At 48.9% G+C, this 4,282-nt stretch carries 4 protein-coding genes; 2 read left to right on the top strand and 2 right to left on the bottom strand.

What is annotated here, in order from left to right; translation table 11 throughout:
- Window positions 1-174 precede the first annotated feature (174 nt).
- Window positions 175-1,053 carry a YHYH protein gene (locus K2Y22_03755; protein ID MBX9877550.1) on the bottom strand — a complete coding sequence of 293 codons (879 nt, stop codon included), beginning with the start codon at window positions 1,051-1,053 and terminating at the stop codon, window positions 175-177.
- A 91-nt stretch (window positions 1,054-1,144) separates the two neighbouring features.
- Between K2Y22_03755 and K2Y22_03750 the strand changes: the two genes are divergently transcribed.
- Both K2Y22_03750 and K2Y22_03745 read left to right on the top strand, forming a co-directional pair.
- On the top strand, window positions 1,145-2,116 hold the full coding sequence (locus K2Y22_03750; GenBank protein MBX9877549.1) for an iron ABC transporter permease: 972 nt from the start codon (window positions 1,145-1,147) through the stop codon (window positions 2,114-2,116).
- Complete coding sequence (locus tag K2Y22_03745) at window positions 2,113-2,898, top strand: ABC transporter ATP-binding protein (protein ID MBX9877548.1); 786 nt, start codon at window positions 2,113-2,115, stop codon at window positions 2,896-2,898. Before K2Y22_03750 ends, K2Y22_03745 begins: the two co-directional genes overlap by 4 nt.
- Before the next feature lie 3 nt (window positions 2,899-2,901).
- Here K2Y22_03745 and K2Y22_03740 read toward each other — a convergent pair whose 3' ends face one another.
- Entirely contained in the window at window positions 2,902-3,999 is a 1,098-nt protein-coding gene (locus K2Y22_03740) for a hypothetical protein (GenBank protein MBX9877547.1), read from the bottom strand.
- Window positions 4,000-4,282: the final 283 nt, after the last annotated feature.

Genomic DNA, 4,282 nt, shown 5'->3' with positions numbered 1-4,282 from the left:
TTAGTGCTCATCCGGTGGTGGACCAAATCCAGCTGGTGGACCAAAGCCGGGACCGCCCGGTGGGCCGAATCCTGGTGGACCCATAGGGCGTCTGCCGGGAGGCGGAGGACCTAAACGTGAGCCACCTCGACGTGGAAAGCTTGGATCCGGTGTGCCTTTAAATCCGCGAGGGATTTAAGGGAAACTATCGGTGATCACATAATAGTAAGTACCTTTAGGAAACTCTTCGGTGACACCAAAACGCCCGTTGCATTCGTCTAACTGACCAAGTCCCTTTTTGTATTCGTAGTCTTGCGTGAATAGACCGTCGTAGTCGCCACCAGGGCCGTTAGGACGAAGACCTTGCTTTACCCTATAGCTCGAATGAAGCTTAGTCATGCCGGAACTTGCATCATTGGGATTGCTATGACCGAAGGGTCCGTAAATTGGAAAACCATCTGCTGCGTAGCCGAGCAAAGTTGGTTTTGGTGCATGCGACAACTCATCGATAAGACCAGTGGGCGGACCATGATAGTGATAGGCGCCATTTGGTTGAACGTGTGCGTTGTTTTGATCAATACCGAGGCGTGGTCCTAATGCCATAGCTTCATATTGCCAGCCGGAATATGGATCGTTATCCCACCATTCGGCAGCACCCGGATCAAACGGGATTCCGTTTATCGCCACACCGAATGGATACATGCCCAGCCAAGTTGTCTTACCAGTTGCTATCGGTTCAGCAGGCATTCTAAACGTGTAATGTTGCTCGCGAATAGTATTGGGGTTGCCGCGATTAGGAAAGGCTCCTGTTTCGTGATCGGGCAGACCATTCGATTTGATTATTCGGTAATCGCCTTCGATAACGATGCTTACTTCATTGGATGCCGCGTAAGCCGGTGAGAGAGCCTTTTTCAGAAGATCCCATGGATCGAATTGTGTTGGCAATGGACCTAATTCTTTGGAGCTTTTTGCTTTGTGATTGACGTGTTTGGAAGAGTGCTCTTCGTAGTGAGCGCTAGCCGATAGATTCGCCGTCAGTAACAACGCAATTGCTGGTATTGAATATCTTTTCATTAGTGCCTAATCTTATCGCATTTGTAATTCTCAACACTTTTTGTCAAAGAAACAAAGTTGTCATGCGCTGACTGCTCGTACAATATTGCCGATGATTCGCATAGTTATCCTGCTGTCGATTCTTGTGTTGGCGCTTATGCTCAATTTGTGCGTGGGCGATGTTTGTATTGGACCAGCCGAAGCTTGGCATAGTTTGCAGATAACTAACTCGGATCTCCATGACATGCTTTGGCAAATTCGTGTGCCTAGACTTCTTATAGCAGCTGTTGTCGGAGTTGGTCTGTCGACATCAGGATTTGTGTTGCAAGCGCTTACTAGAAATGTTTTGGCTGATCCGTATTTGACTGGTATTTCCAGCGGTGCAGGATTGGCAGCCGCCATTGCGATGATTGCCGGAGTGGATTTTGCGCTTATTCCTTTTATAGCGTTTACCGGCGGCGCGATAACAAGTCTTGTGGTGGCAATGATGGCAAAGAATCCTGCCGGCTTGTCGGTGACGAGACTACTTCTGGCAGGCGTAGCGCTGTCGGCAATTTGCGGAAGCTTTATTACACTAATAATGGTGGGTGCTGCATCTGCCGCTCAGTCGCAGGGAATATTCTTCTGGTTAGCTGGTGGTATCAGTGGGCGGACCTGGTCTGAATTGGCAATTGCAGGAACTTACATTTTTGTTGGTTTGATAATTGCACTGGTTATGAGTAAGTCGATGAGGCTTTTATCCCTGGGTGCTCAGTCGGCCCAGTCATTGGGAGTAAATGTTGTCGTTGTGCAGTGGGTTTTATTAGGTGCTGCTGTTCTTGCTTGCGGCGCTTCGGTGGCAATTAGTGGGCTCGTTGGCTTTGTTGGTCTCATTGCTCCGCAGATTGGTCGCTCGCTTGGTCGTGATGAGCGTGTGCAAATTATTTGCACGGCCTTAATTGGTGCAGTGCTTGTTTTGTTCAGCGACTTGGCAGCGCGTACTTTGGGGCAAGGACAAGAATTGCCTCTAGGAACATTGCTTGCCTTGGTGGGTGGTCCGTTTTTCCTCTGGCTTGTCTCCAGACAAAAAGGAGAAGGGCTATGAATTTAACAGCAAAAGATCTCGCAGTAGGATTCGACAAACCGGTCGCGGAAAATATTCAACTGAATGTCTTAGGCGGTACCATTCTTGCCATAGCCGGACCAAACGGTGCCGGTAAGTCGACTCTACTAAAATCATTGGCGCGTCTAATTAAGCCTGTGTCTGGTGAAGTAAAAATTTCCGGCAAAGATATTTGGTCGATGTCCGCTCGTGAATTTGCCGGACATGTGTCTTACGTCCCGCAATCTCAGCAATTTGAACAGGACCTAACTGTTCAAGAACTGGTGGCTCTCGGTCGCAATCCTCACCAACAATGGTGGTCGTGGAGTGCCTCATCGGAAGATAAGGATGCGGTTAATGAGGCACTTGAAAAAACGGCAACGGCAGAATTGCGGACTAAGTATTTGAGTAATTTATCCGGTGGTGAACGACAGCGGGCCCTCATTGCCACCGCTCTTGCCCAGCGCAGTCAATTCATGTTGCTTGACGAGCCAATCTCGCACTTGGACTTTCGACATCAGCTGGAATTAGCTGAACTTCTAGACAGTCTTCGCAAGCAGGGCTTGGGAATTATTGTTGTTTTGCACGACTTGAACGTCATTGCCAAGCTGGCAGATTCAGTTTTGTTATTGGAAAAATCAGGACAACAACCCAGTCGTGTAGCGGCGTCGGCAAGTGCGCATGAAGTGTTGCAACCTGCTTTGTTGAAGCAAGTGTTTCAAGTCGATGTGCGACGTATAGCAGATGCTGATACAAGTTCTGATGTATACGTAACTAGTCTTTAAATCCTAGCGCTTTCTATTTGGATAGCTGTATTCGGGTTGCTGTGGTTGCTTCGGATCACAAATCTGATCGCACTTTCTGTAAGGAGCAGTGCCGGTAGCTTGCGGAGCATCCATTCGACCCATCGGTGTGTTGAAGCTTCCTTGTGGTGGGAAGTTCATGCCGGCGTTGATGTATGTGTTGCCGTACGGAACCATCGGTGCACCATAGAAGCCTCTAGCTGGATAGCCGTAGCCATAGCCACCGCCGTATCCGCCAAAGCCCATGCCCATACCCATGCCACCTATGCCGAGCATTGGTCCGCCGTAGCCACCACAGTAACCACCGCCGTATCCGCCACCATAACCATAGCCGCCACCGTACCCGTAACCGCCTCTTCCGCCTCTCATATTGGAGGAGTAGACGATGGATGAAGTACCCATCAATACTGGATAGGCACCATTGCCCACTTGTTGTACGAAGTTGCCGACAGCACCAACTTTAGTTGCGAATCTGTTGGCGCCTCTGTCCTTGGAGTCTTCTACACGAGCATGTTCACTGTTTAGTTCGTATTGGCGAGTTTCAGCTTCGTAGCGACTGTTTTGCAACATCTTGCCACGGGAGTCTTCAGTGTTTGTTTGTGAATAGTTGAGCGTGTCGCTCATGATTTTGGCGTTAGTTTGATCGCCTGCATATTGCCAGTTGTCCGGACTTCTCATTACTTGTCCTGGAACAAGTGGTTGATTGAGAACTTGATAGTCACCATTAGGAGTGCGTACTTCTTTGCACTCGTGTGGGCAATTTGCATCAGCTACAGGCGTTGGCGCAGGAGCTGGTGCCGGATTGTCGGTTGGCTGGTTGGGAGCGCATTGCATTTGCTGTTGTTGCGTTTGCAAGTCTCTTACATCATCCAGGTTTGTTCTTGGGCGATTGACGTAGCCTGAGTTGTTACGGCTACGGTCATCGCGGCGATCGTTTATCATGCCATCGGCAATAATTTGTTCAGCACCTGTCTTGGCTTTAAGACTTGTCACCAAATCCGGTGAATTGCCGATTGCGCTTAACGCAGAGCTATCCAGAGTTTTTGTTGTTGTCTCGTTGCTTATTTCTGATTGTCTACCCATTTTTCTTTCCCTTAGGTACTGAACTGTGTTGAGAGCGTTGACGTACTTATATCTAGGCTTTCTCGGGTCATGGGTGCCATTAAATTCTAGAGAGGGGGGTAGCGTCAATGGGAAGATTCCCATTGAGCGCGGATCTCGAGACGAGGCTGCGTGTTATTCCCACTGAATTCCAATTGTCATCTTGTACGGTAATAAATAACGTCAAGTCAAATAGGGGCTTGACGTTGAATGAAAATCGGGCTATTCCTCGGACGCGAGGATAGAAGGAAAGAGAGCAACCAGA

It is taken from the genome of Candidatus Obscuribacterales bacterium (assembly GCA_019744775.1).
Classification (GTDB): domain Bacteria; phylum Cyanobacteriota; class Vampirovibrionia; order Obscuribacterales; family Obscuribacteraceae; genus SBAT01.
This window is presented reverse-complemented; position numbering and strand designations above follow the sequence as displayed.